Below are 26,964 nucleotides of genomic sequence, written 5' to 3' on the forward strand. Positions count from 1 at the left end.
CAAAAAGTGTTCATCACATAAAAAAGCACGCCGCCTCTTTAGGAAAAGAGACGGCGTGCCTCAGGCAGCCGCGGTACCACTCTTGTTGATCCCGAATATCCGGAATCCAGCTTAAAAACCTTTTAACGAAGGTCAGCCGTTAGGACATAGGGAATATTCCGACAATTCCGTTCCGCCCTGCCACTTCCGGGCGAGTTCAAAGAACAATCAGTCCGCGTTTCACCAACCCGCGGCTCTCTTTTTCTGACTGGATTCTTTTACTGCTCCCGTTCACAGTGTTTTATGTTAAATGAATCTCTTGAGTTTTTATTTTCTGAATATAGTAACATAATATACAGTCTTCTATTTTCAAAGTCAATACTAATTTTTTCCGCTGGTTTTCTTATCACCTATATAAGACATTTTGACTGAACATGTTTATCTTCATATGAGGATTGAGACGGCTCCTAATATGGCGTAATCGGCATATATGGACTGAGCGGCAAAAAGTTGGCAGAAATATGAAAGGTTACTCTTATTCCGGTACCTCAGCTTAGTAACTGTGCACATTTCATTTCTAATAGTTCAACTCCAATGACCCCACAAGGTTCTATACCCGGAAGTCATATTCCATTTATTAAAGCTATTGACATGAAACCAATTCCACAAATTAAACTCGTGGAGAACACTAGTTGGCGTAACACGAAACAGTATAGATGCATTAGTGGCGTTACAGCTAGTGTTTTTGAGTTTTTAAAAGAAATTTACAGGATATAAATGACAATAACGAGAAAATCGGGTGTAGAAAGTTGAATAAAACACCTATTTTTTTACAAAAAATGATAATAAAAGGTTGATATGGTACGGGTTTCATACTTTAAGATGATGATGTGTCTTCACTGAATACTAAATAAACATTTCCAGGAGGCGTTTCCTATGCAGTCCAGCACATCATTTAACAGCCCGGCTTACCTTGAAACAAACGGAGTAATGAAAATCGCTGATATAACCTATAGTAATAATGAATGGCTGAACTTTGACATTGGAGGAGAAGGGATTTTTAAGAAATCAGGTTCTTATTTAGTTCCATCTCTTCCAGTAGAATTTCATTGTCATGGAATCGGTGACTATGATTTTAGCAATTTAGACCAATTAGATATTGAAAAGATCAATACACTAGCTGAAATAGAAGGGATTTTCTGTGTACCCTCTATCTTTCTTCCTCATAATCAATTAGATCAATTTGCATCCTTTATGAAAGAGTTCCATACACAAAAGAGAAAGGGACGTTACCGTAATATTTTAGGTATTTCACTAGAAGGACCATTATTGGCCAGCTTTGCAGGCACACCGGAAAAAGGGAATTGGGCACCCTTAAAAGAAGAATGGGAAAAGATCGCTTCATGTGGAGAATACGGTCTTATTTATACTGTACTGTCTCCAGATGCTATGACTGAAAACTCCTATCTAAAGAAATATATCACCGAAAAACATCCAAGTTTAGAATGGATTGTAGATACACTTGTGGAGGCTGGAGTAAAACCCGCGCTGGGTCACTTCCAAAAAGCATACCCGGAGGAAACCTCTGAACTTATAATGAAAGTTATAGATACAGCGCAAAAACGCAGCAATTACACTGGATCAGATGCCGTTTTAACAGATCATTTGTTTAATGATATGCCAAACAATTTTAAACACACCTGGAGAACCCCCCAAGAAAGAGTGCATAGATTAGAGGGGTTAAAAGATGCTCGGTTAGATAAATGGAACATAGATAATATAAACACACTTGTCGGAGAAGTTCCCGGTACTTTGATGAGAGCCGCGAAAGAAGGTTTATTAACCATTTGTATGAACTTTGATAGTGAACATGTAGACTTAGAAGTTGCACGGCGGGTTGTAGAACTTGTTGGCTCTGAGGGTATTATAGCAATGACAGATCGCATTGACACAGATTCCATGTGCGGCCAATCACTGGAGAAAATTGAAGGGAATAATCTGTGGTATCAAGGAAAAGGGTATGTAGCGGCAGGGTCTTACACAATTGATCGGCTTATGCATAATATTCGTGCTATAGGTTTTAATGAGAAAGTTGTATGGAATATGACATCATTTGTGCCATTAAAAGCTTGTCATTTCCTAAATGAACTTGAAAACCTATCCATGAAGCCCTTCAGTTTTATAGATGAAACGAAAAAAAGAGCTCATTTCAAAGCGCCTGCCCCAGAGCTGATTCTGCGCTAAGCAAAAAAGACCACCATAAAGTGGTCTTTTTAAGTTGACTTTCTTTTAATAAGTTTTAGGTCCAACTTATTTATATTGGGGACATCTTTGTTATTCATTAAGTTATATAATAAATTTGCTGCTGTTTGTCCCAACTCTTTAATAGGTTGATGTATCGTTGAAAGTTCTATTACCTTAGATATCGGCTGATTATCAAATCCAATAACTGCCAGTTCTTCAGGTATTCGTATTCCCTGTCTTTTCGCTTCATAAATGATCCCCGCCGCAACATAATCACTTCCTACAACCATTGCCGCAGGACGAGGTGACTTATTTAGTAATAATTTTGCTATTTCTATACCATTCTCAATAGTGTACTGTTCCTCAAAGTACCAATTATCACACCATTTCAATCCGTATTCATTTTGAAAGTGAAAAAATGATTTTTTTCTGCTTATGCCAACACCGCTCTTAGGATTTCCTATACACAGACCAATGGATTGATGTCCTTGATTTCGCAGATGATCTATTGCCATTTTGATTCCTGACTCATGATTAATAAATATATGTGCAACCTGTTTGCTCGCAGAAGCTTCACAGGAAACAATATTACCAAACCCAGATATCTCGTCGAGTACGTGATGGGGGCTTACACAGGATCCCAAAATAAGACCGTCAATAAGTTTGTATTTCAATCTGTTAAAAAACTCCATTTCTTGTTCAGGATCGTTATTTGATTGGTGCACAAGTAAACTGTAATTATGTTTATTACACTCTTCGCCTATTCCGGCAATCAGTTTACTGAAAAACGGATGGTTGATTTTAGGAACAATGACTCCGAAAACATTTGTCTTCCCCCTGGATAGGTTAATCGCGTTGAAATTCGGTACATAATTTAATTCCTTCATAGCTTTTAACACAGCGTCCCGCTTCTCAGGTTTTACATAAGGATGATTATTGAGAACTCTAGAAACTGTTGTCCGAGAAACGTTCGCTTTCTTTGCTATCTCTGTAATGTTTGTCATTACTGCTACTCCTTTTTAGACAGCGTTATCAGGATTTCACACTGAACAACACAAGGGAAAAAAAGCATTTAATTCATTGTTTTATCATGGCCTGCATGAATATGTGCGCCTTCCTGTCCCACACTATAGATAGAACGGGGCTTCCCCATCTTGTGTAATAGTTTGTCAAATAAACCTACTAATATCCCCAGACACAGCAGCACAATGATGGTTCCTATCCCAATCGGCCCCTGAAGAATGATTGCAAGCACAAAAGCTAAAGCTTCCCCTATCGTCTTTGTAATATGAATACCCCAACCTGTACGTTCAGTAATAGCCAACATCAATTCATCATTCGGTATCGAAGGAAAAGATGCTCTTAAATAAATAGCGATTCCCATAGCCAATATACACAACCCTATCAAAAATAAACTCCATTGAAGAATTACAGCATCTGTTTTTAAGAACGAAAGAACCTTTAAGTTTAAAAGGTCAACAAAACTTCCAATAATAACAATCGGAATAAAACCGGCTAGATTAGGAAACCGCATTTTTATGAGGCTGTTTATAAAGATAAGAATTCCTCCGACGATGAAAACCCATGACCCGATTGTAAGGCCAATGAGTTCTGATAAAGCCACGTTCAGAGCATCCCAGGGTGCAATTCCGGTATTAGATTTAATCATACATACAACCCCTACGGATAAAATAAACAATCCGACAATATAGATTAAACATCTTTTCACAAAATGGATCATGGCTGTATACTCCGCGGTTTAGGGTCTTCTTCTTTCGTCAGAATGTAGTGATCAAAAGCATAAGATACACCACACTCATCATTCGTTAACGTTTTAAAAGCAGCCAATTGAATAAGCTTCTTATCTGCATTTCCCATGGCTATCCCTATTCCTGCTGCATGAAACATAGGCAGATCATTTAGATTATCACCTATTGCGATTGCATTCCGCGCATCCGTTCCATAATGTTCACAAAGTTTATTTAATGACGCTCCTTTATCTACTCCTGAACTTGTGATTTCAAGATTGAATGCTCCTGAACTCGTTACGGCACACTCCTTCAGTTGTCCAAAATATTCTTTTGCTTTTTTTAATTTTCTTTGGTTTGGCGAAACGATCATACATTTTATGACATACCGATAATCGATAGGGTCAATTGTACCCGGTATTTCCTCTAACCCGTATTGATGTATCTGAGCTTTAATAGAATTCCAAAATACTTCTTGATTAAAATGAGGTTCTTCCATTACTGTATTGTAAAGTTCTTTTTCAAGCTGCTGAATTCCTTGATTTGATACGGCAATTTTGTCAGATAAGTAAAGCTGATAATAGATTTCCTCTTTATTTAACCATGTGATGATAGGTTGGATTACATCTGAATCCATAAAATGTTCGAATATTAACTGATTTCCCACATCAATTTGAGCGCCGTTTGAAGCAATGATCGGAAAATCCAAATCATATTTATTGATGATGTGTTTTGCATCAAATAAAGCTCTCCCTGTAGCGATTGTTACAAGATGACCTTGTTTTTGTCCGAGCTTTAAAGCTCTTACATCTTGTTCTTGGATAGTTAAGTTCTCTGATAACAGCGTGCCATCTAAGTCGATTGCAATTACTTTCATGTGAATTTCCTCCTCAGAGTTTAAAAATCATTGAAAGTATAATGTATGGTACGCGTTTCAGAGCAATTAGATTATTATATTAATTTGAAGTTTTTCTGAGAAGCTGATCAGACTGTGCTTCTCAAGTGTTCTCCTGCTTAATAATCCTTCTCTTTCGATCAATCCAGTTAATAATGAACTGACTGCTAATGGCCGAACACTAATTTGAAGAAATTCATCTGGAACTTCAAGCGCCGGCGACTTGGGCACCGGCGCTTTTCAGAGAACGATCACTTTTTGTAAAAATCGGATGTCTGAAGTGTCATTGAGGCGGTTTCCCCGATATACTTTTCTCTTTTCTTTCATTTGCGGTAAAGAAAGCAAAACCTGATTCCCTTATGACAGAACTTGCTTTATCATAAAAGTATGCGTTTACATTCGAGTAGGGAGGTTATAGCATGACCCCTGTGAATTCAAGCAGCATCGGGAAAATTCAGGCGGCCAGCAAAGGGTTGTCGCCAAAATTGAGAGCGATTGCAGACCATATCGTGAAGGAACCGAAAGACGTGGTTCACCTTTCCATCATTCAGCTGGCGGAAAAAACGAAAAGCTCTGAAGCGACGATTTTCAGGCTGTGCAAGCGGCTCGGTTTTTCCGGCTATCAGGATTTAAAAATCGCGCTTGCTCAAGAGATCGTTCAGGAGCCGGTGCAGCACATTCATGAAGAAATGAGCCCCGACGACGATATCGAAGTCATCATCCGGAAAGTTTTTCGCACAAACATTTCCGGTCTGACCGATACCTTTCAATTATTAGATCCGGCCGACGTTGAAAAAGCGGCAGAAATGATCCACCGCGCAGACAGAATCGAATTTTACGGAAACGGCGGTTCCGGGCTGATCGCCACTGACGCGTATCATAAATTTATGCGTACGGGTATAAATTGCATCGCGCACACGGATTCTCACTTTCAGGCGATGTCAGCGGGTCTTCTCGGTCCCGAAAGCGCAGTCATCGGCATTTCTCATTCGGGGAGCAACAAGGACGTGCTCGACGCGGTGAAAACGGCCAAATCGCTCGGCGCCGGCACGATCGGCATTACAAGCTACCAAAAGTCGCCGCTCACCCAGATTTCCGACGTTGTGCTGTATACGTCAACAAGGGAGACGGCTTTCAGAACGGAAGCGATGTCCGCAAGGCTTGCCCAGCTGTCGGTCATTGATACACTGTATTTCGCCACGGCCCGGCTGCGGCAGGAGAAAACGCTCGCCAACTTGCAGCAAATCAGAAAAATGATCGCGCACAAACGTTTGTAATATTTATTTTTCAAAAGAGAGAATGCCGATACAGCGGGAATTGAGGCAATTTTATGAAAAAATTTTTCTTCTTCATCGTTGATTTATAAAAAAATTATTCCTATAATTGACTTTGTAAGGGCATACATTATAAATCTATCTTATTATTCAATCAGATTAGGCGGGATATATTATGAAGGAAACCCAAGCTGTTATCGGTCTGGATATCGGCACGACCAGTACGAAAGCCGTTCTGTTCGGACCAAGAGGCAAAGTGTTAGCCAAGCATTCGGTTCACTATGATTTAATACAGCCAAAGCCGGCATGGGCCGAGCAGGATCCTGAGCACATTTTGGAAGCGGTGATCGGAAGCATCAGGGGCGCCGTCACAAAGGCCGGACTGAGTCCTGACAATCTGCTTGCAATCGGCATCAGCACCGCCATGCACTCATTGATAGCTGTCGATCAAAACGGCGGCCTGCTGACCAAAAGCATCATTTGGGCGGACAACCGCAGCGCCGAGCAATCAAAACGGATTTTAAAAGAGATGAACGGTTTTGATATTTATAAAAGAACGGGTACGCCGATTCATCCGATGTCTCCGCTTTCCAAAATTGTGTGGATGAAAGAACAGGACAAGGAGACATTCGCGAAAACCGCCAAATTCATCAGTATTAAAGAATATATTCTGCACGAGTTTTTCGGAACTTATGTCGTCGATTATTCGATCGCTTCGGCAACGGGGCTGTTCCGATTAGATACGCTTTCCTGGGATGAAGAAGCGCTCCGGATTGCCGGAATCCGGGAAGATCAGCTGTCGGACATCGTGCCGACCACTCATCAGCTGCGCGGCCTTGCGCCGGAAATCGCTGCACGGATGGGCATTCATGCGGATACACCGTTTATTATCGGCGCAAATGACGGCGTGCTCGCCAACCTGGGAGTCGGCGCGATCGGCAAAGGCGAAGTGGCCGTTACGATCGGAACAAGCGGAGCCGTGCGTTCGGTGACGGATGCGCCGATTACGGATGAAAAAGCGCGGACATTCTGTTACGCGCTGACTGACAAGCATTGGGTCATCGGAGGCCCGACGAATAACGGAGGCATTATGCTGCGCTGGCTTCGAGACGAATTCGCTTCTCCGGAAGTTGAAACGGCGAAGCGGCTCGGCATTGATCCGTACGATTTAATGATTGATATTGCTGATAAAGTGCCCGCAGGCTCTGAGGGATTGCTGTTTCTGCCGTTTTTATCAGGGGAGCGCGCGCCGTTTTGGAACCCGAATGCCCGCGGAACGTTTTTCGGCATCAGCCTCCGCCATAAACGGGAGCATTTTATCAGAGCGGTGCTGGAAGGCGTCATCATGAGCGTCTTTTCAATCGGTGTCGCACTGAGAGATTTGGCGGGCCCCGCAAAAGACGTGCGGGCTTCGGGAGGATTTGCGAGATCGCCGCTGTGGAGGCAGATTTTGTCTGATACGATGGGACGGGAAGTCCTCGTTCCGGAAAGTTACGAAGCCTCGGCGCTCGGAGCGGCCGTTCTCGCTTTGCACAGCCTTGGCGAAATGGAACGGATCGAGGATGTTCAGGACTGGATCAGAATTTCGCACCGCCATGAACCGAACGTCAAAAACAGCGAAACATATATTGAGCTGTTTTACTTATACGAGCGGCTGTATGACAAGCTCAAAGATGAATTTGACGTCATCAGTGAATTTCAGCTCAAACAAAGCCGGTAATTCTTCTTTGAAAGGGTGAAAAGGTCATGTTACTGTTTATTGTCATTGCCGCTATTATCGTTTTACTCTTATTGATTACGGTCGCTAAGTTAAATCCTTTTATCAGTCTTTTGATTACATCCATCCTTGTCGGTTTCGCAACGGGCATGAATCTGCCGGACATTATCACTTCGATGAAAACCGGGCTCGGCAATACGCTTTCGCTGCTTGCGATCGTGCTGGCCCTCGGTACGATGCTCGGCAAAATGATGGCTGAATCAGGCGGTGCGGAGCGGATCGCCCACACCCTGATCGGCCGCTTCGGCAAAAAGAAAGTGCATTGGGCGATGATGGCCGTCGCTTTTATTGTCGGCATCCCGGTCTTTTTCCAGGTCGGCTTCGTCCTGCTCGTGCCGCTTTTATTTACGATTGCGATTGAAACCGGGGTTTCATTAGTGACGATCGGGATTCCGCTCCTTGCGGGACTTTCCGTCGTGCACGGATTGGTTCCGCCCCACCCGGCGGCGATGGCGGCTGTCGGCATTTATCACGCCAATGTCGGAAAAACGATTTTGTTTTCTTTAATCGTCGGCATTCCGACTGCCATCATCGCGGGGCCGCTTTACGGAAAATGGATTGGTAAGCGCATTCATAAACCCGTTCCCGAACTGTTGAAAAAACAATTTATTGAACGGAATGAAAAACGCAAGCTTCCGGGATTCGCAAATACATTGTTTACGATATTGGTACCGGTGATCCTGATGCTTATGGCAACGCTTGCCGAAATTGCGCTTCCGGAAAAAAGCACGCTCTATGAAACTTTTAAATTTATCGGCGACCCTGTCACGGCGCTTTTGATCGCCACGGTTTACTCCTTTTTCAGCCTTGGTTTTTATCAGGGCTTTGACAGAGAAAGCATTTTAAAATTCAGCAATGACTGTCTGGGACCGATTGCTTCCATTCTGCTTGTGATCGGAGCCGGCGGCGCTTTTAACAACGTCCTGATTGATTCAGGCGTCGGCACGTATATCGCTGACATGGCGAAACACTCAAGCTTCTCTCCCGTTCTTTTAAGCTGGACGATCGCGGCGGTCATCCGTGTTGCCACGGGTTCAGCGACTGTCGCCATGATGACGGCGGCCGGCATTGTTGCTCCGATTGCATCTGTCATGCCGGGCGTCAGCAGCGAGCTTCTCGTTTTGGCAACGGGAGCGGGCTCTTTGATTCTGTCACATGTCAATGACTCCGGTTTCTGGCTCATTAAAGAGTATTTCGGAATGACGGTAAAAGAAACGTTCCTGACATGGACGGCGATGGAAACGATTATTTCTGTCAGTGCGATCTGTTTTATCATGATCATTAACGCGTTTATATAAAAACAAACCCCGGCCGTAAACCGGGGTTTGTTTTTTTATCGGTCATTCACGAGGATATAAGCGGCTTTAACGGGTCCGTGGACGCCGACAACCAAATCCATTTCGATATCGGCCGAGTTGCTCGGTCCGGTAATATAGTTGATGCAGGAAGGAACGGTGACGCCGTCTCTGATCTGCTGTTTCAGTATATCGCTGGCCTGTGTCATTCTCGGCACAATGGAAGATTTCGGGATGATTGCGATATAGGTGGTCGGAAGCAGGCTGACGGAACGGCCGGCATGCTCTGACGCATTCAAAACGACGGTGGCTGATTCCGCAAGCGTGATCTCGCTGAATGTGATGCCCACATTCGCTTGTTCCGCTTTTTCAATATTTTTCGCTCCTTGTTCCGCGTCCCATTCCCAAACGGGAATCCCTTCGTCCGGCCACTCTTCTGTCATAAGGGTCTGCAAGCCGTACATTTCAAACCGGCTGTCCTTCGGAATGATGACAGGCCCTCCTTCAAAGCGGTTCACCTGCGTGCGCAAAGCGTCGTAAAGCCCGGCTGCATCCGTTTCGATCAGTTCGGTATGAATGTTGACGCAGTGGTCTTTCAGCATTGTGACAAGATCGTCTTCCGTACAGTCCGCATGCGTTTGATATTGAGGCTGATACTTCCATTCAGGCAGGGACACGCCTGATTTCCTGCGCTCTCTGCCCAGACTTCCGGCGATCCGGTTTAGAAAGGATTCCTGATGTGTAACCGTCCCTTTCATCATCATTCTTCCCCCTTTTGTTTTTCCCGGTCTTTAAACCAATCTCTGAATCTCGATTTATGCGGCGCAGGGAAGTCCCGTATTGCCGTCCATTCTTTTAACGGCCCCGGCCCTTTTGATATTTTGTCATCCTCCGTAAACGGCGTCATGGCGGCAGGCGCCCATTTCGATCCCATTTTATAAAGGGACGGGGATGACGAGCCGAGCCCGAAGGCTTTCATCGCCAGTTTTTCGCTGATCGGCGCTTTGCCCTCTTTTTCCACAATGTTCTGCCGATGCTTGAGCAGCAGCTCGTGCAGCGGAATTTTAACGGGACACGCTTCCGTACAGGCCGCGCATAAGGAAGATGCGTACGGGAGCTCCTTGTATTCGTCATATCCGCCGAGAAGAGGCGATAAGACGGCGCCGACCGGACCCGAATAGATGGACCCGTACGAGTGTCCGCCGACATGCCGGTACACGGGACAGACGTTGATACAGGCGGCGCAGCGGATACATTGCAGCACCGATTGGAATTCCGTGCCGAGTATGCGGGAACGCCCGTTATCCACAACCACGAGATGAAATTCCTCAGGCCCGTCAGCCTCTCCTTGCTGCCGGGGGCCCGTCAGCGCCGTAATGTAACTTGTAAGCCGCTGGCCGACCGCGCTTCTCGTCAGCATGCTGACAAGCACTTCAAACTCAGAAAATGAAGGAACGATCCGCTCCATTCCCATCACGGTGATCTGCGTCTTCGGCAGCGCGGACACAAGGCGGCCGTTTCCTTCGTTTGTCACGAGACTGACCGATCCGGTATCCGCGATTGCAAAGTTGCAGCCCGTGATGCCGACATCCGCTTCGAGAAATTTTTTCCGGAGGACGCTGCGCGCGTGCATGACGAGCTCTTCCGGTTTTTCCGTCTGTTTGTATTCGAGTCTCTCTTTAAATACGTCACGGATCTGCTCTTTGTTTTTGTGAAGAGCGGGAGCAACGATATGTGACGGCGGATCATGATCGTCAATCTGGAGAATGTATTCGCCGAGGTCCGTTTCTGTGACTTCACAGCCCTCTTCCTCAAGCACTTCGTTCATATTGATTTCTTCTGTCACCATGGATTTGGATTTTACGATTTTTTTGGCGTTTTTCTGCCGGATGACATCGCGGATATAGGAGGACGCTTCTTCCGCCGTTTCGGCGAAAAAGACATGTCCGCCTCTGTTGGCGACGTTTTCGGCGAGCTGTTCCAAATAGAAATCAAGATTGTCCAGCACATGCTGTCTGATTTCTTCCGCATGGGAACGCCAATCCTCCCAGTTTCCCAATTCCTCGGCCGCCTGAAGCCTTCTTGTCCTGAGCCGTTCCTGCGCTCCGGAGACGGCTCCTCTCATAAACTCATTATCTATTCCTTCTGATACCCGCTCTTTAAAAGCGGCGGTACCGATTTTCATCGCCATGATTTTACCCCCTTGTTGTTTCTCGTCTTATCTGCTGTTCAGCACTTCTGCGATGTGCATGACTCTGACGTTTTTATCCTTACGGTCAAGACGCCCGCCGATATTCATCAGACATCCGCAATCCGCCCCGATCAGCACCTCGGCCTCCGTGTCTTCCACGCAGGCGACCTTCTCATCCACCATTTGTTCAGAGATTTGCGCCATTTTCACAGAAAATGTTCCTCCGAATCCGCAGCATTGGTGCTTTCCGGGAAGCGCGGTCAGCTCGAGCCCCTTGACATGGCGCAAAAGCTTCATCGGCTCCTCCGACACGCCGAGCAGCCTCGTCATGTGGCATGATGTATGGACTGTCGCTTTTTTATGCAGCACCGCCCCGACATCCTCCACCCCGAGAACGTTGACGATAAAATCCGTTAACTCATATGTTTTGTCCGCAAGCTGCTGCGCTTTTTCGGCCCACTTCGGATCGTCCTGAAACAGATGCGGATATTCACGGAACATCGTCGTACAGGAACCTGACGGGCTGACGACGTACTCCGCTTCTTCAAACGCGGCAATCATCCGCTTCATCGCTTTTTTCGCATCCGTCACATACCCGCTGTTGTATGCGGGCTGCCCGCAGCAAATCTGCCCCTCGGGAAAATCCACCTCGCACCCGAGCCGTTCCAGCACCTCAACCGTCGCCTTTCCGACATTGGTCTGAAACATATCCACAAGGCACGTGACAAATAATGAGACTTTCATGATGAACCCCTCTTTCATCCTCAGTATGTGATCTGGTCATCTGATGACCTGTTTTTGGAAAGCTCTATGAATATCCTACACTATTCTGAATATGGATTGGAAGGTTTTTCTGAAAAATCCTTTCGCCCGATGCGCTGAAGGGTGCAAAAAAAGAGAAGCCTGAAAGCTTCCCATGCTGCTCTACATCCCGTTTTTCAGCAGGCGTCCCAGTTTTTGCACACCCTCTTTTATCGCGGCTTTACCGGCAAAACTGAACGACAGGCGGAGATATTCGGCACCGTCTTCCTGATGCGGAAAAAAATATTTTCCGGGTACATAGGAAACGCCGTGAGACAGAGCCCTCGCCAGCATTGCGGACGTATCAGCCCCCGGCGCTTTCAGCCATACAAAGTAACCGCCTTCAGGCACGTGCCAGGATGCGGATTCCGGAAGATATCGCGCTGATGCGGCGAGCAAAACATCACGTTTGCTTCGATATGCTTCCCGCAAGGCGGCGAGCCGTTCTTCAATATTCGTTTGTTCCAGATAGACGGCGGTCACCGCTTGGGAAAACGGGTGGCCTAAGTCTTTTTTTAACCATGACAATGCCGTAATGAATGCGGCGTCCCCTGCAATCCAGCCGATCCTCATACCCGGGGCGATGACTTTTGATAATGAACCGGCGTACAGCACCCGGCCGTTTTGATCCATGGCTTTCAAGGGCGGCGGAATATCGGTGAATCCGAGCTCGCCGTATGCATCATCCTCCAAGATGAGAAAATCATACGTTTCGGCAAGCTGAAGCAGGCGGGTTCTCCGCTTCGCTGACATTACGGTTCCCGCAGGATTCTGAAAAGCGGGTATCGTGTAGAGAAGACGGGGAAGCACAAGCCCTTTTCGTTTTCTTTCCTCAAGCATGAAGGCTAATGTTTCTGTTTGCAGGCCCTCTTGATCTGTCGGAATGCTCATGATATGCGGTGTATAATTTTTAAAAATCTCGAGCGCTTCCATATAGACCGGAGCTTCAACGGCAGCGGCGGTTTGTTCATCGAGGAAAACCCGCGCAGCCAGATCTATCGCCTGACAGGCGCCTGATGTCACGATCAGCTCATCGTCCCGGCAGTGAATGCCGCGGATGGCTAACCGTTCTTGAATCTGCTTTTTTAAAACGGCCGTCCTCGGGCTTCCCATATAATGCAGCGGCAGATCACGCTCCTCATCCAGAAGGCGGGAGGCTGCTTCTTTCAGCTCCTTATCAGGAACGAGTGCGGGATCGGGATAGCCGGAGTGCAGAGGGATGCACGCTTTCGGAACTGCCGGCATCCATTCCCCGGGAGGATCGTTTGTCAGAGCTTTCTTTACATGGTCAGAAAAAAAAGATTCGGCCTGCATGTGATGTTATCCCCTTTCACAAGTCAGCTTCTATACATTTTCTTCAAAATAAGCCCCCAGCACTTCTTCCACATTCGTCAGGTGCGCCGTCATCGCGGCTTCCGCTTCATCCGCGTCTCCGGCGGCGACGGCGCTGTAAATGCGTTCATGCTCTTCATACAATCGCTGCACGCTCGTTCGTTTAGAAAACAGCCAAATTTTTCTCGTTTCTCTCATTGTTTCCAAAAGGAGCGCGGAGACATGATTCATGAGATGCTTAAGCAGCCCGTTTTGTGATGCTTCCGCCAGCGCCATGTGAAAGGAGAAATCTGCTTTTTCGCCCAATTCTTCGTCTCCGTCAATGTCTTTCATCTCCAGGAGAGCTTGGCGGATTTTTTGCAAATCGTCTTCGGTGCGTTTTTCAGCGGCCATGGCGGCGACGCCGAGTTCAAGCAGCTTTCTGACTTCGAGCAGCTGTTTGACGTCCTCTTTTTTCATCAAGAGGGCGGAAGAAAGCGGCTGGGAAACATGAGACGGCTCAAATTCTCTTATGTATGTGCCTTCTCCCTGCTTCATGTCGACGAGCCCCATCGCTTTCAAAGCCGACAGCGCTTCTCTGACCGCCGAGCGGCTGACCTGAAAACTCTCAGAAAGCGCCTGAACGGAATCAAGCTTTTCACCCGGCTTAAGCTCGCCCGCTTTTATCTTCTCCAGCAATGCGTCAGCGACTTCTTCGTAGATTTTTTTCGTTTTAATTTGTTTATATTTCAACGCGATCACCCCGTCACTTGTGAATCTTGATGTTTATCGTCTATTATACTTCTTTTTTTGTGTTGCCGACAGGTTCAGACAATTTGTTCAAGAAAAGTATTGTACTTTCAAAACTTTCAAAATATAATGCTAATTAACCCAGTCATCAGATGACCTTATCATAAAAAGTAATCGTTTACATGACATAAGGAGGGGTTTTTTAGGGATGCAATGGACACAGGGGTACGCTCCTTTAGGGGGAAATTTGCTTTTATCGGCAGCTTGCGCGCTCGTGCCGATTATCTTCTTTTTTTGGGCGCTTGCGGTGAAACGGATGAAGGGGTACATAGCGGGGCTTTTAACGTTAGCCGTTTCACTTTTAATCGCTGTATTTGTTTACGGCATGCCGGCGGAAAAAGCGGTGATGTCCGCTTCTCAGGGAGCGGTGTACGGGCTGCTTCCGATCGGCTGGATTATCGTCACATCGGTCTTTCTGTATAAAATCACCGTGAAAACGGGACAGTTCGAGATTATCCGGAGTTCGGTGCTCTCAATTACAGATGACCGGCGTTTGCAGGCGCTGCTCATCGCCTTTTCATTCGGGGCTTTTTTAGAAGGCGCCGCCGGTTTCGGCGCTCCCGTCGCGATCTCGGCCGCTTTGCTCGTCGGACTTGGTTTTCAGCCGCTGTATGCGGCGGGAATTTGCCTGATTGCCAATACGGCCCCCGTTGCCTTCGGTGCGATCGGCATTCCGATTACCGCCGTCGAAGGTCCGACCGGGATACCGGCAATGGAAATTTCTCAAATGGTCGGCCGGCAGCTTCCGTTTTTATCCGTGTTTATTCCGCTTTACTTAATCATTTTGATGAGCGGGTTTAAAAAGGCTTTTGAAGTATGGCCGGCCATTCTTGTTTCCGGCGTCTCCTTTGCGGCCGTGCAGTACGCAAGCTCGAATTTTTTAGGGCCCGAGCTTCCGGATGTGCTGTCGGCGCTTGTTTCCATGGCCGCGCTCGCTCTGTTTTTGAAATTTTGGAAACCGAAAACGGCCTTTCGTTTCGCAGCAGAACGGGAATCAGCAGCGTCCGCTGACCGGGCGCCGATCAAGTACGGGGGCGCCGCGGTGTTTAAAGCGTGGTCTCCTTTCCTTCTTCTGACGGCCATGATATCCGTTTGGGGGATTCCCGGCGTGAAGGCTGCCTTAACCGGTCATTATGAAGGAACGTCAATGTGGCTTTCCTGGCTGAATGCAGCCGGGCGCGCATTGACCTTCACGCCTCCCGTCCCATTTGTAAATCAGCAGATTCTTCAGGCGGACGGCACGCCGATTGAAGCCGTGTACAAGCTTGAGCTTCTCGGTTCAGCGGGCACGGCGATTCTGATTGCCGCCGTCATCTCCAAGTTCGCCCTCGGCATGTCGTGGAAGACGTGGGGCGAAGCGTTTATTGAAACGGTGAAAGAGTTAACGCTTCCGGTTGTGACCATTGTTTCTGTTGTCGGCTTTGCTTATGTGACGAATGCTTCCGGCATGAGCACGACACTCGGTCTTTCGCTTGCCATGACGGGCTCGATGTTTACCTTTTTTTCGCCGGTGCTCGGCTGGCTCGGCGTATTTATTACCGGCTCTGATACATCGGCCAACCTATTGTTCGGCGGATTGCAAAAGGTGACGGCGCTCTCTGTCGGGATGGACCCGGTTCTCTCCGTTGCCGCCAATTCATCAGGCGGTGTCACCGGAAAAATGATTTCTCCGCAATCCATTGCGGTTGCCTGTGCCGCTGTCGGTCTGGCGGGCAAGGAAGCCGACCTTTTCCGCTTTACGATTAAGCACAGTCTGTTTTTGCTTCTGCTCGTCTGTCTCATTACATTTTTACAGCATCATCTGTTTTCATGGATGATCCCGTAACACGGAGAACCTCCCCGGGGTTTGGCTCGGGGAGGTTTCAGCTGTACCGTTTTCTCGCCGATGACGGCGGAATATTTAATTGATCACGGTATTTGGCGACGGTGCGCCTTGAGATTCGGATGTCATATTGTTCATGAAGCAGATCGGCAAGCTTTTGGTCTGAAAAAGGTTTCTTTTTATCTTCTTTACGGACCAATGCTTCCAGATGCGCTTTTACGGCATAATTGGAGGCGCCGCCATCCCCCGATGATTCAGCTTTCGCCGAGAAAAATGTTTTCATTTCATACAGTCCGTACGGCGTCTGAACGTACTTCCCTTTGATGGCCCGGCTGATCGTTGATTCGTGGAGCTCCAGCGTTTCCGCCACCTCTCTTAAGGTCAGCGGCTGCATTCCGCTTTTTCCTGTGAGAAAAAAGGATTCCTGCCGTTCAGTCAGGACGCCGATAATTCTCGTGATCGTTTGTTTTCTTTGCGACAAAGCCCGGTTCAGCCAGCGCCATTCCTGATATTTTGCCGACAGATAATTTTTCGTGTCACGGCACCCGGCAGCTGACAGGAGCGGCTGATAATGGGCATGAAGCTGGATGTCAGGAAACGAACGGCTGTTGAGCCGCGCTTGAATGATGCCGTTTTTCACCGTGATGAAAATATCCGGTTCTACGTAAAAACCCGGCTCCTCATGCGCATAACGGAGCCCCGGCCTCGGATCAAGCGCGCTGATCATGTCAGCGATGCCCTGAATGTCTTTAAGCGGAATGCCCGTTTTCAGTGTAAGCGCTTTCCAGTTCTTTCTGGCAAATAGCTCAAAATAGGCTTCGGCAATCCATTCCGCCTGTTCGTTACGCTCGGGCAGACGGCGGAGCTGAAGAAGGATGCATTCCTGCAAAGACCGGGCGCCGATTCCCGCGGGCTCAAGGGATTGAAGCTTTTTCAAAACCGCTTCCGTCTCCTCTTGTGAAGCGGATACATGGTCGGCGGCGGCTGATATGTCCTCTTTTAAATATCCGTTTGAATCCAATGAATGTATCAGATAATTGAAAATTTTTTTCTCATCATCGGACAGCTTCATGTCTAAGGCTTGCTGTTTGAGCGAATCCTGCAACGTTTTACGGGTAAGTCTGATCTGCTGGCTTCCGTCCCGTTCTTTCATGCTGTTTTTATTTGTTTTATGGTAAGATAGTGGCGGCGTGTCTGTTTCCTTTCGTTCAATCAGAGGGTTTTCCAGTGAGAGCTCATCAATATATCCGGCCAGTTCCGCGGAATTGTATCCGAGTAATGTGATGGCCTGTTTAAGCTCTTGCGTTAATTGAGGCTTTAACATTTGTGTTTGCTGAAGTTTGATATCCATCATGCTCACTCCCCTTTTTTCATTGTACATGATTGGTTTCATACCGTATATACTTATTAAAAGGAGTTGCTTTATAGATGTCAGAACTTTTTTCTGTTCCCTATTTTATTGAAAACTTTACACAGCACATTGAAATGAATCCGAATGAAGACCGAATTCATGCGATGAACAGCTATTACCGCTCCGTCGTCTCAACCCTTGTACAGGATCAGCTGACGAAAAACTCGGTTGTGCTCAAAAGAATTCAGCATTTGGATGAGGCGTACAACAAAGTAAAACGCGGAGAAACAAAATAAACCTTCCGCTCATTCAAAGCGGAAGGTTTTCCTTCGTGCCGGCGGTTTCACCGATCAGCCGGACGTCCGGCGCTTCGTGCGTCCAGGTGTAATAATAGTTGGCATTTTTCCCGTATGAATTATCAATGACGGTATTCGGTTTCCCGAGAAGCGAGGACAGGATGTGGCCGTGGAGCCTTGACGTTTCCACCGATTCGTACCTGCTGAAAAACAGGACCGCTTTTTTCGTTAAGAAATCGGAATAGCGTTTCCAAAACCGCGCAATCGGCAGCGGGTTTCCCGCTTTTTTATTCAAAACATTCAGCGTTTGGAAAAAAGCGATTCCCCTGCGGTCGCTTGCTGACAGAACATCCTGCCAGTCACAGCTTTTAACGGAAGAATTGTTTTGCAGCTTCGGGTTGATTTCCCCATCCGTGCGGATAAAATGAAGCCTGCCGCGTGACGGAGCCGCTGACGCCGCGATCGGATACAGCTGATGGGCCATATCAGGCATAAGCCCGATATGATTCGCCGAAAAAAAGTGTTTCGCAGTCTCGTATGACACATGATCTCTCGTAAACAGGTGGAGATCCTTGTGCTCCGCAAAAAGCGCCGATGTCTTTTGCAGCCGTGTCTCATCCTGATAATAAATCGATTGCGGCAGGATGACGATCCTGTTTTCCGGAAAGGATTTGACGATTTTTTCCCTGAACGTCTGATAGTACGGATAGAGATCCCCGAAATTTCCGCCACCCTGACAGACGATGATCGTCTTTTTGTCCGCCCGGCGCCCGAATGGAAAATTGTCGGGATTCCAGCGCTGTCTTACGCGGATGCCGTGCGCTTTAAAAAACGCCTCCGTCCCTTTCATAATCAATAAATCCCCTACATTTCCGTAGAGGGGATAGTCGGCATATATGATGTCGGATTGCGGCGGTATAACGCTGAGCAGACCCGTCAGCGTCTCTTTTAATCGGCTCATAACATGGCGGCTGTCCATGTTTTCTCCCCTTTCGTTTCAAACAGTTGCGCAAGTGCGTCAATGACACGCTGCTGCTCCTCAGAAGACAAGTCAGACCCGGACGGAAGACAGATGCCCCGGCTGAAAAGGTTCTCAGAGACACGCTCATGTTCGCTGTGAGGATAAAAGACGGAAGATGAGAAAAGCGGCTGCGTATGCAGCGGTTTCCACAGCGGCCGGGCCTCAATGTTCTGTTCCGCAAGACAGGCAACGGCTTCTTGCGGCGTCACGCCGTTATCAAGCGTCAGAGCCGTCAGCCAGCGGTTTGAAACCGTTCCTTCAAGCTCCGGCATCATGCGGATGCCCGGATATGTTTCCAGCGCTTCCCGATACCGGTTAAAGATTTCTCTCCTCGCCCGGACGCGATCTTCGAGCACTTCCAGCTGCGATATCCCCACGCCCGCGAGAATGTTGCTTAGCCTGTAGTTGTAACCGAGCTCGCTGTGCTGGTAATGAACGGCGGCATCTCTCGCCTGTGACGCAAGAAACCTCGCTTTTTCAATCGCGGCTTCATCGTCAGACACGAGCATGCCGCCTCCCGATGTTGTAATGATTTTGTTGCCGTTAAAGGAATAAATGCCGAAACGGCCGAAGGTGCCGCTCTGCCTGCCTTTATATGTTGATCCTAAGGACTCGGCAGCGTCTTCAATCAGACAGACGCCGTATGCGTCACAAAGGCTCATTAATTCATCCATTTTCGCGCTTTGGCCGTAAAGATTGACGGCGATCACCGCTTTCGGGAGTCTGCCGCGCCGCTTTGCATCCCGGAGCGCCCGCTCAAGCGCAGCGGGCGACATATTCCACGTCTCCCATTCCGAATCAATAAAAACGGGCTCAGCCTGCTCATACACAATTGGATTCGCCGTGGCGACAAACGTAAAGGAAGGACAAAATACAACGTCTCCTTTTTTCACACCCGCAAGCCGCAGGGCAAGATGGATGGCGGCCGTTCCCGAGCTTACGGCCGCCGCGCTTTTCACTCCCGCATATTCCGCGAGCCGCGCTTCAAACGAATTGACGAGCGGACCGAGCGGGGCAATCCAATTGGAGCGGAAGGCTTCTGCGATGTATTCCTGTTCTTTTCCGCTCATATGAGGTGGAGACAAATAAATCCGTTTGTTTGTTTGCATGAAATCATCCTTTTTCATTATGGATAGGGGGGATGACGCGGGCCGGAACGCCGACCGCCGTCACATGGCCGGGAATTCTGCTGATGACCGCAGCCCCCGCGCCGATAACGGACCAAGGGCCGATGTCCATCTGCGGTATGACGGACGCGCCGATTCCGATGTGCGTTCCTTCCCCGACTTTCACTCCGCCGGCAAGCGCCGCGCGCGGTGAAAGATGGACGTAATCTCCGATTGCATTGTCATGATCGGCAACCGCCCCCGTATTGATGATGCAATGGGCGCCGATGTCAGCGCCCGCCTGAATGACGGCGCCCGCCATCACAACCGTTCCGTGTCCGACGGAAGCCGTTTCACTGACGATCGCCCCGGGGTGAATGAGTGCGGCATAATCGGCATCTTCAATCCCAAGCGTTTCAGCGAACTGCTTTCTGACGCCGTTGCGGCCGATGCATATCGTGAACACGGCCTCGGGGACGAGTTTCTGAAGCATGTGCACGTCTTCCGTCCGGCCCGTATACAAACCGTTCCGAACGGTAAAACCGCTGAATCCGTCGTCCAATATGCCCGCAAGCTCCATATCGGAACGGGCCTGCACGATTTCCTTCACGACTTTTCCGTGTCCGCCGTTTCCGATCAGCACGACCTTTTTCACGATGACATATCTCCGCTGCCTGTGAAGCGCTTTGCCGTCACATGGCCGGCTTCGTGTATGCCTTCTGACACGAGAACTTTTTTCACTGTTAAAAGCAGAATCTTTAAGTCGAGAAGAAAGGTGCGGTTGTCGACGTACCACACGTCGAGCTTGAATTTCTCCTCCCATGAAATCGCGTTTCTCCCGTTAATCTGCGCCCAGCCCGTAATTCCCGGCTTCACCTCGTGCCGCCGCGCCTGCTCCGCCGTGTAAAGCGGCAGATAATCCATCAGCAAAGGGCGGGGGCCGACCAGACTGATATCGCCTTTGAGCACATTAAAAAGCTGGGGAAGCTCATCGATGCTTAGTTTTCTGATCAGCCTTCCCGTTTTGGTCAGGCGCAGATGATCCGGAAGCAGCACACCGTTTTCATCACGCGCATCCGTCATCGTTCTGAGTTTATACAACGTAAACGGACGCCCGTTATGCCCCGGTCTCGTCTGTTTGAACAATACCGGAGACCCGATGGCGCATCTGACGGCTGCCATGGCGAAGAGAAGAATGACACTCGCGCCGCACAATAACAGCATCGCGGCCGCTATATCAAATACACGTTTCGCCTTCAAATCTGAACAGCTCCTTTCACTTTTCGGCATTTCTGTAAAGCAAGCCGCCTTTCTTCTTTCGTACAAATGAAGAAAAAAGCGAATGCGGCATAGCTTATGCATACGGCAAGCCCCGCGGCGATCAGACCGGCCCAGCTGTCAAGCGGTGAAAACAGCCGGATACCCCGGCAGACGGCCCAGGCAAATACGGCCGCCGCCAACGGTCCGAACATGCCTTTGTAAAACGCGGTTTTCTGAAAGCCGGTAATATGCGAAACATACAGCGGCGTGAAGACGGCATTTTTCAAAATGAGGGAGACAGCCCCGGCAATGGTGGTGCCGTACAGCCCGAGATGTGCCGGTCCGCTGAGAACCACGGCCAATATGACATTCAGTCCGCCTAAACATAAAGTAACGACGGCGGGCGTTTTTTGTTTATTAAAAGCCGTCCATACGTAAAAAAGCGGCATGACAGAGAGACTGACCGCCAAATACGCGGCGTGAATATATAAAAGCGGCGCCGTCTGCACAAACGACGGGCCCAGCCAAATCGCCAGAAACGGTTCGGCAAGCCCTCCTAATAACGCAGCGGGAAGCGCGAGGAGAAGCCCGTTCATCCGCACGGCCTTATTGGCGTAAGACAGGAGACCTTCCATATCGCCTTTTGAATAATAGGAAGTCAAAACCGGCGCAAACAGTGAAGCAAGCGTCCCGGCAAGACTTCTGAGCAGAAGCGGGAATTGAATAATCGCCGCATAGACACCCGCTTCAGACGGCCCCAGCACGAGGTTGACCGTCATGAGGTCAATCTGCAGAAACAGCAGCACGCCGATCTGGTTGACAGAACTCCAGGCACCAGCCGAAAACAGCACTTTGCTCGTCTGTAATGACAAGGTTTTACGGCTGAAAGAAAACCACGGAATCAATTTCTTAAAGAAGAAAAAAGTCAGCACAGCCGCACAGACGGCTCCCGCTAATGCCGAAAGCTGGATCTGCCAGATCTTCGGCGGCAGGCACGTAAACAGAGCGAGCACACACAGCACCCTGACCAGCATTTGCACGGCCTGAATGGAACTTGTGATATAAAGCTTGTTGGCAAAAAACGGCCCCGTCGCGAACCCCGCCATAAAAAACGTCAGCATAAACAGCACGCTGCCGATTACGATAGACAGCCTCACATCCGTTAAGAGCCCGGCCGGTACATTCATAATCTTGTCAATAAAAAAAGCAGTCCCGGCGAGCGGCACAGCGAGTAATAGAGATATCACGACAGACGCGGCTAAATAGTTGCTTACATACGCATTGGCCTCGTCCCTGTTCCCCCTGTGGGCGGCGACGGAGAAAAACCTCACAACGACTGAGCTCAGCGCAACGGTAATAATAGAGAAATAGTTAATGATATTCTGTGTCAGATGGACAAACCCAAAGGCCTCAACACCTAATGTTTTCACAATAAAGGGCGTCATCCACACTGATAAAAACACCGATAGTAAAAACGCCGTCACATTGGCGCCGAAATTAATGGCAAATTTCATGCTCCTTCCGCACTGCCTTTCTCTTTCGATTTCCGTTCGAAAAACGCATGCAGAAGAAGAGGAAGGCGCATTTTGCACAGACCGAGCACCACGCGCTCCCCGGCCAGCAGCTGTTTATGGCGGCACGGCGTCCTGCGCACGGCCGTTTTTACCATGTCATACGTTAAGATTCTGCCGATATGCGCCGTAATCTGGTGTGACGGCTGCGGGGCGGCGCATGCGTTGGCGATCAGCATCGGAATCTGATGCTTGCACAAATACGTATCAATATCGCTCCGGCAGGCGTCCGTCAGCCCGTTTTCCTCATAAAAAGCCATTTTCGCTGCATATTGCTTTTGCAGTTCGTGATCTAAGCGGGGCTTAAACGGTGTTTCTGTAAGACTTTGCGGATTTTCCCGGTAGATATACAGCCCTTCGTCTATCACTTTGACACGCGCGGCTTGGCGGAACGCTGCCAAGTTAAACGGAGAGTCCTCGGCAAACCGGATATCTTCATGGAACAACAGCCCTTGCAATGCTTCTCGCCGGTATATATAGCGCCACACATACCAAATAAACCGATGTTCGTGCGCGCGGGTCAGCAATGCAGTCATTTCATCCGCTGTGAAGACGCGGCCCGGCGGAAGGGACGGCGGCATATATGTTCTTTTCTTAGACGGCGTTTCCTTATAATAACCGCAGCCGGCGATATCCAGCCGGTTCTTCTCCGCTTCTTCATAAAGCCGCTCGAACATCGTTTCCGTCACATAGTCATCGCCGTCCGCAAAACCGATATAACGGCCGCGGGCGGCTTTTATTCCGGCATTGCGGGCCGAGCTGAGGCCGCCGTTTTCTTTATGAATCACCCGGATTCTCGCATCTTCTGCGGCGAATTGTTCAGCCATCCGGCCTGACTGATCCGGTGAACCGTCATTGACGAAAATGATTTCGATGTCTCTCAGCGTCTGTTTTGTTAAAGAAACCGCGCATTCTTTAATAAAAGGCTCTGTCTTATACATCGGCACGATCACGCTCACAAGCGGCGCGGTCATTGGGCATCACCGCTGATTTTCGAGCGCAGCCCGGCAAAATAAACACTTCGCAAAGAACCGCCTTCCTCATGCTTGCCGCTGAGCAGCCGGTTTACGGCGGACGTTACGGCTTCAGGGTCGGGACGTTCAAGCAATGTCATGTTCGGTATGTTTTTCAGCCATTGATAGCCTTCCATCACCTTATGATCAAACGAACGAATGACGACACAAGGCGTTTTCGTCAGCGCACAAAAAATCATCCCGTGAAGCCTGTCAGTGACGACGGCTTCCGCGCCTTTCAGCGTATTCCAAAGCGCTTCCAGCTCCTTTTCGCGTGTATGGCGGCTGACCCTCCGGCCGACCGTCGTGGTAAAGGAATACAGCTCTCCGTACTCTTTGGCCAAAGCTTCTTTTACCATCGTTCTGTCCTCAGCCGTCAGCGCGCTCTCCTTATCCTCCCGTAAACAGAGGTAGATCCCTTCCCGCGCTATGCCCCGCTCGCTTTTATCCAAATATAAGACCATGTCAGGCTGTTTGAGCACTGTTTTTCCGGGAAAATGACGCTTCATCCATTGATACGTCGTCTCATCTCTCGCCATTAACAAAAGGTCGGGATGCGCATTGTACACTTTTCGGGCGCGCTTCAGTTCCTTCCGTCCCTTTTTTGATTCAGAAAAGTGAGCCGTCGCCGGAAGCTGAACGATCCGATATTGCCGGAATGTTTTTATGATAAAGCGGCGCGTCCATTCCTCATACCGGTACAAATCCCCCATGTTCCCGCCGCCGATGATGAATACCATATCATCGGGGTGGCGCTTTTTGATCAGCGCTTTTGCCGATCTGTATATATCCTTCATATCCACCTCGACAATGTCAAAATCGGGATACTCCCGTTCAAGAAATTTTTTGCTTGCGTAGGCGATGGCGTGATCGCCGAGATTATCGTGGGACGGGAGCAGCGTCAGAATGATCTTTTTTCTTGCCGCTGTAAGCCCCGCCCCATCCGCTCCCGTTCCGAAATGAAATTGGGACGGGTATTTGACCTTAAGCAAAAGCCATTCCGCGAGATTGATTTTTAAAGATTGTATCGACATGTCTTCACCCTCTGATTTTCATTTTGTACTCGATTGCCCGCTGATACGCGGCTGATGCCAGCGACACGAACGGAATCAGCTTCAGCTTCGCCAAAAGCAGAAGGCATGAGCGTTTGGCGTCAAACGGCGCCGTTCCCGTTTTGGAAAGGCTCAGGCGGAATACGGGATCAGCGCATATCCGGCTGATATTCTTCCACTTCTCAGAAAATCGGCCTCCGTTATTCCGCTTCCATTCATTCAGCAGGCAGACTGTTCCGTGCTGAACGATGAAAAAATCCAGCTCCTGCCGGTATTCCTGTAAGCAGCCGTTTTCACGCAAAAAAGCCTCGTTCAGCCGATAGAGAACGAGACCTGAGTCAAACAGCTTTTTCTGATAGCTTTGCACAATGGAAGTCAAGTGAATCCGATAATGATAGAGCGGCTGATCCACGTATGAGACGGCACCTGCGAAAACATGCGCCCGGAGGCTGAAGTACTGATCCTCCACGTGCTCCAGCTCATCACGAAGCGGAAAGCGCAGCTGATGATGCTCGATCATGGATCTTTTGTACAGCTTGTTCCATGAAAAGCCGCTGACTCTTCCTTCAAATAAATCTTTCAGGTACCGTTGTTTCGGGCGGCCCTCGTACGCTGAAGCGATCGTTGAAACGGCGGTTTTCCCCGTATCCGCAAATTCAGCCGCATATTCGCAAATCACGAGATCAGACTGATCAGCCTTCGCTTTTTCATACATGCTGAGGCAATAATCAGGTTCAACCCAGTCGTCCGCATCAATAAAAGCGATAAATTCGCCGCGCGCCGCCTCGATTCCCCTGTTGCGGACCGCGCCGAGCCCCCGGTTTTGCTGATGAACGACCCTGATTCTCTCATCCCGCTTCTGATAGGTTTCAAGAATGGCCGGGCTTTGATCCGTTGATCCGTCATTAACGGCCACGATTTCGATATTGGCGAGCGACTGATTGAGCAATGAATCTAAGCATCTTTCTAAATAAGTTTCCGTATTATACACAGCAATTAATAAACTGACCGCGGGTGTTTCCATATAAACCTCCAGTGTCCATTACCGGGAAAAAATCGTTCTGTACGGAAGCACAGACGAATCGACCGGCATAAGCAAGTAACTGTAAAGAAAATAACAGACAATAATGGCGATATAAATCAGCGCATTTGATTTTTCATCAAAAATCCTCACAAAATAAGGGATCAGGATCATTTGGTACAGGCCGAAATATATATTAAACCGGGCAAAAATAACATCCTTTGTCGCCAAAAGACCGAAGAGCAGGCCGAGCAGACAGAAATTCACGATGACATCAATGTCAGGCCAGAGCTTCCGCAGCCGCTCCCGATAGCAGAAAGCCAAAAACAGCGGCAGAAGCAGCACCGCGATTTTTACGACGTTCATCCCGTTCGTATTGGTCATCAGCCATTTCTCATAATGGCCGTACGAGCTGTTTTCCAGCACGACGACAAACAGCGAAATGAACTTCTGATACAGAAACGTCATAAGAAGAAACAATGCCGACAGTCCGAAAATCGCGGGCGACCATGCTCTTTTTCTGACGAGAAAATAAACCGGAATCATAATCAGCGCTGAGGAATGAAAAAGCGAACACAGCAGCACGATTGACATATAACGCTTCCAGCTTCCGCTGATCACGTAGCGGACGGCCCAAAACAAAACGGCCGCCACCATATACTGCCTGATCCCGTTAAAGGAAGCGTAATAGTGATACGTGCCCAAAAACAAAAATACACTCAGCTCAAACGGACGGCCGAACTCAACGAGCCCCTTTAAAATAAAGCTGCACGTCACGACCGCCACGGTGAAATACATGATTTGCGGATCTTTCGTGATAAAATTCATGAGCCAGATGAGAGCCGTAAACCCCGGATCAACGGCTGCTTTTTTCGCTCCGAACCCGAAGATCTCCCAAATGCTGCCGTAATTTCCCGCCAGCTTGTACATCAGCGCGTAGGTCTGAAAATCCGTCCCGACTCTGTAGCGCAAACCGGAGACCAATACCAGCGATAGCAGCGGAACGAGCATGACGAGCTGATTCGGCCGGTATCCGGTCGAAAGCGATTGATCACGCCCGCCGCACATTTTCGCGAACCATGACCAAATATAAACAATTCCCATATTGACTACATATACAATCATT

Annotated in this window: 24 protein-coding genes and 1 other annotated feature; of the genes, 6 read left to right on the forward strand and 18 right to left on the reverse strand. The window is 48.5% G+C overall.

Annotated elements, in window-relative coordinates; translation table 11 throughout:
• Positions 1-43: 43 nt before the first annotated feature.
• Positions 44-283, reverse strand: a binding site (T-box leader).
• A 632-nt stretch (positions 284-915) separates the two neighbouring features.
• Positions 916-2,223, forward strand: a complete 1,308-nt coding sequence (locus ACWJJ5_RS01635) for an amidohydrolase family protein (protein ID WP_146275529.1) — start codon at positions 916-918, stop codon at positions 2,221-2,223.
• 29 nt (positions 2,224-2,252) lie between these two features.
• Here the strand turns inward: ACWJJ5_RS01635 and ACWJJ5_RS01640 are convergent, their stop codons facing one another.
• The 3 genes from ACWJJ5_RS01640 to ACWJJ5_RS01650 all read right to left on the reverse strand — a co-directional run bounded on the left by ACWJJ5_RS01640 (position 2,253) and on the right by ACWJJ5_RS01650 (position 4,848).
• Positions 2,253-3,227, reverse strand: a complete 975-nt coding sequence (locus ACWJJ5_RS01640) for a LacI family DNA-binding transcriptional regulator (RefSeq protein ID WP_327934824.1) — start codon at positions 3,225-3,227, stop codon at positions 2,253-2,255.
• Positions 3,228-3,295: 68 nt separating this feature from the next.
• Entirely contained in the window at positions 3,296-3,964 is a 669-nt protein-coding gene (locus ACWJJ5_RS01645) for a YczE/YyaS/YitT family protein (protein WP_071392307.1), read from the reverse strand.
• A complete protein-coding gene (locus ACWJJ5_RS01650; RefSeq protein WP_070082406.1) occupies positions 3,961-4,848 on the reverse strand; it encodes a Cof-type HAD-IIB family hydrolase in 888 nt (295 codons plus the stop codon). The genes ACWJJ5_RS01645 and ACWJJ5_RS01650 overlap by 4 nt, the downstream gene beginning before the upstream one ends.
• Before the next feature lie 437 nt (positions 4,849-5,285).
• Between ACWJJ5_RS01650 and ACWJJ5_RS01655 the strand changes: the two genes are divergently transcribed.
• From ACWJJ5_RS01655 to ACWJJ5_RS01665, 3 genes are all read left to right on the forward strand, one after another.
• The gene (locus tag ACWJJ5_RS01655; RefSeq protein WP_032858358.1) at positions 5,286-6,143 is read left to right on the forward strand and encodes a MurR/RpiR family transcriptional regulator; all 858 of its coding nucleotides are present in this window, start codon (positions 5,286-5,288) and stop codon (positions 6,141-6,143) included.
• Positions 6,144-6,315: 172 nt separating this feature from the next.
• The gene (gntK, locus tag ACWJJ5_RS01660) at positions 6,316-7,860 is read left to right on the forward strand and encodes a gluconokinase (protein WP_007407372.1); all 1,545 of its coding nucleotides are present in this window, start codon (positions 6,316-6,318) and stop codon (positions 7,858-7,860) included.
• Positions 7,861-7,886: 26 nt separating this feature from the next.
• Entirely contained in the window at positions 7,887-9,215 is a 1,329-nt protein-coding gene (locus tag ACWJJ5_RS01665; protein WP_015418256.1) for a GntP family permease, read from the forward strand.
• Between the two features lie 35 nt (positions 9,216-9,250).
• On the opposite strand, the gene ACWJJ5_RS01670 is transcribed toward ACWJJ5_RS01665, so the two are convergent.
• The 5 genes from ACWJJ5_RS01670 to ACWJJ5_RS01690 all read right to left on the reverse strand — a co-directional run bounded on the left by ACWJJ5_RS01670 (position 9,251) and on the right by ACWJJ5_RS01690 (position 14,268).
• Complete coding sequence (locus tag ACWJJ5_RS01670; RefSeq protein WP_167860443.1) at positions 9,251-9,973, reverse strand: LutC/YkgG family protein; 723 nt, start codon at positions 9,971-9,973, stop codon at positions 9,251-9,253.
• A complete protein-coding gene (locus tag ACWJJ5_RS01675; protein ID WP_167860444.1) occupies positions 9,973-11,403 on the reverse strand; it encodes a LutB/LldF family L-lactate oxidation iron-sulfur protein in 1,431 nt (476 codons plus the stop codon). Before ACWJJ5_RS01675 ends, ACWJJ5_RS01670 begins: the two co-directional genes overlap by 1 nt.
• A 27-nt stretch (positions 11,404-11,430) precedes the next feature.
• Positions 11,431-12,147, reverse strand: a complete 717-nt coding sequence (locus ACWJJ5_RS01680) for a (Fe-S)-binding protein (RefSeq protein ID WP_167860445.1) — start codon at positions 12,145-12,147, stop codon at positions 11,431-11,433.
• A 180-nt stretch (positions 12,148-12,327) separates the two neighbouring features.
• Positions 12,328-13,518, reverse strand: coding sequence for an aminotransferase-like domain-containing protein (locus tag ACWJJ5_RS01685; RefSeq protein ID WP_454022138.1), 1,191 nt, complete (start codon positions 13,516-13,518; stop codon positions 12,328-12,330).
• 30 nt (positions 13,519-13,548) lie between these two features.
• Positions 13,549-14,268 (reverse strand): FadR/GntR family transcriptional regulator, encoded by a 720-nt coding sequence (locus tag ACWJJ5_RS01690; protein WP_017418877.1) that lies wholly within the window; start codon positions 14,266-14,268, stop codon positions 13,549-13,551.
• A 205-nt stretch (positions 14,269-14,473) separates the two neighbouring features.
• Here ACWJJ5_RS01690 and lutP point away from each other — a divergent pair, with 205 nt between their 5' ends.
• Complete coding sequence (gene lutP, locus ACWJJ5_RS01695; RefSeq protein ID WP_102422570.1) at positions 14,474-16,150, forward strand: L-lactate permease LutP; 1,677 nt, start codon at positions 14,474-14,476, stop codon at positions 16,148-16,150.
• A 37-nt stretch (positions 16,151-16,187) separates the two neighbouring features.
• On the opposite strand, the gene rpoN is transcribed toward lutP, so the two are convergent.
• Positions 16,188-17,498: an RNA polymerase factor sigma-54 gene (gene rpoN, locus ACWJJ5_RS01700; protein WP_230014609.1), complete on the reverse strand. Its 1,311-nt coding sequence runs from the start codon at positions 17,496-17,498 to the stop codon at positions 16,188-16,190.
• 77 nt (positions 17,499-17,575) lie between these two features.
• On the opposite strand from rpoN, the gene yvfG reads away from it, so the two are divergent.
• The gene (gene yvfG, locus ACWJJ5_RS01705) at positions 17,576-17,794 is read left to right on the forward strand and encodes a protein YvfG (protein ID WP_003151570.1); all 219 of its coding nucleotides are present in this window, start codon (positions 17,576-17,578) and stop codon (positions 17,792-17,794) included.
• A gap of 13 nt (positions 17,795-17,807) precedes the next feature.
• Here the strand turns inward: yvfG and ACWJJ5_RS01710 are convergent, their stop codons facing one another.
• The 9 genes from ACWJJ5_RS01710 to ACWJJ5_RS01750 are packed head-to-tail and all read right to left on the reverse strand — an operon-like array spanning position 17,808 to position 26,963.
• Entirely contained in the window at positions 17,808-18,773 is a 966-nt protein-coding gene (locus ACWJJ5_RS01710; RefSeq protein WP_454022139.1) for a polysaccharide pyruvyl transferase family protein, read from the reverse strand.
• Entirely contained in the window at positions 18,752-19,924 is a 1,173-nt protein-coding gene (locus ACWJJ5_RS01715) for a DegT/DnrJ/EryC1/StrS family aminotransferase (protein ID WP_025853490.1), read from the reverse strand. The genes ACWJJ5_RS01710 and ACWJJ5_RS01715 overlap by 22 nt, the downstream gene beginning before the upstream one ends.
• A gap of 4 nt (positions 19,925-19,928) precedes the next feature.
• Positions 19,929-20,576 (reverse strand): acetyltransferase, encoded by a 648-nt coding sequence (locus ACWJJ5_RS01720; RefSeq protein WP_167860451.1) that lies wholly within the window; start codon positions 20,574-20,576, stop codon positions 19,929-19,931.
• Positions 20,573-21,181, reverse strand: coding sequence for a sugar transferase (locus ACWJJ5_RS01725; protein WP_322544288.1), 609 nt, complete (start codon positions 21,179-21,181; stop codon positions 20,573-20,575). Before ACWJJ5_RS01725 ends, ACWJJ5_RS01720 begins: the two co-directional genes overlap by 4 nt.
• Positions 21,178-22,695, reverse strand: a complete 1,518-nt coding sequence (locus ACWJJ5_RS01730) for an MATE family efflux transporter (RefSeq protein ID WP_454022140.1) — start codon at positions 22,693-22,695, stop codon at positions 21,178-21,180. The genes ACWJJ5_RS01725 and ACWJJ5_RS01730 overlap by 4 nt, the downstream gene beginning before the upstream one ends.
• Positions 22,692-23,726, reverse strand: coding sequence for a glycosyltransferase (locus tag ACWJJ5_RS01735; RefSeq protein ID WP_101562452.1), 1,035 nt, complete (start codon positions 23,724-23,726; stop codon positions 22,692-22,694). Before ACWJJ5_RS01735 ends, ACWJJ5_RS01730 begins: the two co-directional genes overlap by 4 nt.
• Positions 23,723-24,799, reverse strand: coding sequence for a polysaccharide pyruvyl transferase family protein (locus ACWJJ5_RS01740; protein ID WP_058906373.1), 1,077 nt, complete (start codon positions 24,797-24,799; stop codon positions 23,723-23,725). The genes ACWJJ5_RS01735 and ACWJJ5_RS01740 overlap by 4 nt, the downstream gene beginning before the upstream one ends.
• Before the next feature lie 4 nt (positions 24,800-24,803).
• Positions 24,804-25,841 (reverse strand): glycosyltransferase family 2 protein, encoded by a 1,038-nt coding sequence (locus ACWJJ5_RS01745; protein ID WP_128574701.1) that lies wholly within the window; start codon positions 25,839-25,841, stop codon positions 24,804-24,806.
• Between the two features lie 18 nt (positions 25,842-25,859).
• On the reverse strand, positions 25,860-26,963 hold the full coding sequence (locus tag ACWJJ5_RS01750) for an EpsG family protein (protein ID WP_014305874.1): 1,104 nt from the start codon (positions 26,961-26,963) through the stop codon (positions 25,860-25,862).
• Between the last annotated feature and the right edge of the window lies 1 nt (position 26,964).

It is taken from the genome of Bacillus sp. JK74, from assembly GCF_053663395.1.